Source organism: Faecalibacillus sp. (assembly GCF_047023275.1).
Classification (GTDB): domain Bacteria; phylum Bacillota_I; class Bacilli_A; order Erysipelotrichales; family Coprobacillaceae; genus Faecalibacillus.
On sequence record NZ_JBKYAR010000019.1, the window covers coordinates 39,251 to 41,821 of the forward strand.

The 2,571-nt window shown below is 33.7% G+C and carries 3 protein-coding genes; all 3 read right to left on the reverse strand.

Going from position 1 to position 2,571, the window contains the following annotated elements; genetic code table 11:
- Positions 1-60 precede the first annotated feature (60 nt).
- The 3 genes from tnpC to tnpA all read right to left on the reverse strand — a co-directional run bounded on the left by tnpC (position 61) and on the right by tnpA (position 2,440).
- Entirely contained in the window at positions 61-1,641 is a 1,581-nt protein-coding gene (gene tnpC / locus ACLVEP_RS08030; RefSeq protein ID WP_412582196.1) for an IS66 family transposase, read from the reverse strand.
- A 113-nt stretch (positions 1,642-1,754) separates the two neighbouring features.
- A complete protein-coding gene (gene tnpB, locus ACLVEP_RS08035; protein WP_227352341.1) occupies positions 1,755-2,111 on the reverse strand; it encodes an IS66 family insertion sequence element accessory protein TnpB in 357 nt (118 codons plus the stop codon).
- Positions 2,108-2,440 carry an IS66 family insertion sequence element accessory protein TnpA gene (gene tnpA, locus ACLVEP_RS08040; protein WP_119362695.1) on the reverse strand — a complete coding sequence of 111 codons (333 nt, stop codon included), beginning with the start codon at positions 2,438-2,440 and terminating at the stop codon, positions 2,108-2,110. The genes tnpB and tnpA overlap by 4 nt, the downstream gene beginning before the upstream one ends.
- Between the last annotated feature and the right edge of the window lie 131 nt (positions 2,441-2,571).

Here is a 2,571-nt window from a genome sequence, read left to right on the forward strand (position 1 = left end):
GTAAGTGCCAAATAAAATAGTGTATTTAAAAAAGTCGATTGAATTGATACAATGATCAATTTAGTCGGCTTTTATTTCAAATTCTTCTTTTATTTCTTCACTCCATGGTAAGAACCAATCCAATTTCTTTGGATCTTCAACCAGATCTTGTTGAGGTAAATAATCCAGAATGAATTCAATATAATCATATGGATTAAGTTTGTTGGCTTTAGCTGTTTCAATCAAGCTGAAGACTGCAGCACTTGCTTCAGCTCCTTTAGTAGAAGTTGAAAACAGCCAGTTCTTTCGACCAACTGTAAATGGTCTGATTGTACGTTCATCTAATGAATTTGTCATAGGTACAAGACCATCTTCTAAAAATGAACGCAGTCCTGCCTCGTAATTCAAGGCATATTGTATAGCTTTTCCTGTCTTAGAAGCTGTTAACACCTTGTTTTGATTTTCTTTGCACCATAAAAAGAAGTCATCAACTAATGGCTTTGATTTTTCTTGACGTACTTTCTCCTTTTTATCAGGTGATAATGTTTCGATTTGTTTTTCTATCGCAAACAGTTTAGCTATTTTTTCAATGGCTGTATTTGCGAGTGTATCTGATGCATTCTTCATATCTACAGGCAAAGCATCATAGAACTTCCGTCTGGCATGCGCCCAACAATAAGCATTGGTTACACCATCTATATGGTTATATCCATAATAGCCATCAGTAATGATAGTACCATCAAATCCTTTCAGAAATTCTTGAGGGTTGGTTGCTTTTCTGTCAGGTCTGTAATCAAATATCTTAACAGGTCTTTTACTTTCTTTGATACTTGAATATACCCACATATATGATTTAGAAGTAGCCTTCTTACCTGGTTCATTCAATACCTGAACTGGCGTTTCATCACAATGTATATGTGATTCCTTCATCATCAGTTCGTGCATCCTGTTTACCAATGGAATGAAATATTCATTGGCGGCAATGATGATCCAGTTTGCCATTGTCGTTCTTGAAAGTTTCATTCCTAATCGTTTCCATTCTGATTCTTGTCTGTATAGTGGCATATGATTTACATATTTATCAATGATTACTTGTGACAGTACACTTGGCGATGTATATGAATGTGGAACAACCGGTTGAGGTGTGCCAGCTTTAAGCATGACTACCTTTCCTTTTTTTCTACAGTTTCGACATTCATATGTTTTTCGATAAATATCTTTTACATAGAGTTTGGCTGGTTCATAAATAACTTCATGTCTTACAAATTCCTCACCTACATAAGATAATTTAGAGCCACATTCATCACATACTCTGTCTTTTTCATCAACATCATAAACTTTTTTTACATGTTTTAGCTTGTCTAATTTGATATCAATTTTCTCTTTTTGTTTCTTTTTGGCTCTGGTATATGAGATATCTTCAAGCAGTTCAGGTTCACATTCATTTTCTGCTTCATCAAAAAGAGAAAGCTGATCCATAGAATGTGTTATCTTTTCACTCTTGGTACCAAACAGCTTTCTCTTTAAATAGGCATTTTCTTCACGTAAAAGTTCATTGTTGTTTTTTAAGTATTCATTTTCAGCTTTCAAACTGTCAATGGTACTGTTCAAAGATGCAATTGTAGCTTTCAATTCTTCAATAGAATGTGACAGATTAGCCATTACCAAAGCTAAATTTTCAACTGTACCTGTAGTAGAATCAGCCATCAAAAGCACCTCCATTTCATACATCCATTATACCATAAACAGGCATATTATCCTATGAAATCAAGGCTTTACAGTACAACTTGTGGATAACTTTTCTGAATGGTCTTAGGCTGTACGATAGAAAGTCCTTCAAGCAGCCATCTGAATTGTTGAGGGGTTATTTCTCGAGCTTCTGATTCATCTCTTGGCCATTTGAATTTACCATTTTCAAGTCTTTTATAAAGTAAGACAAAACCATCACCTTCCCAATACAGTGCCTTCATGATTCTTGTATTTCTACCACAAAACAGAAACACAGAATTAGAAAAAGGATCAAGCTTGAAGTTCTGTTGAACGATAGCTGAAAGACCATCAATCTGTTTACGCATATCTGTATAGCCAACAGCTATATAAATATGTTCGGCTTTTGAAATATCACCAATCATAATAGTGACTTCAAAAGAGGCTCAATACTTTGGTAAGGTGTATCTGAATCGAGTTCAATTTTGATGCTTCCCTTGATAATGATAATCTTTTCATTATTGTGTGGTTGCTTTTCAACAGAAACAAAGGATACTTCATTCTTGTAGCTGTTTTCATTTATCTGATCACATAAAATATTTCTGATTTTTTGTTGATAATTATAATAAGTCGACGGCTTGATATTGTTTTTGTCACAGAAATCTTTGACAGATAAACCACTTTCCTTGCATTCTTTGATTTTAAAATACCAAAATTTATATTTTTCATTTTCGGTAAGTTCCTGTACTGTCATATAGTCTCTCTTCCTTTCCATATAGTTTTTGGAGAATATAAAAACTACAATATAGTTTATGGAGTCTCCACATTCTATATTGTAGTTCTTAGAGTTCTATATTTTTATCCACTATTTTATTTGGCGCTTAC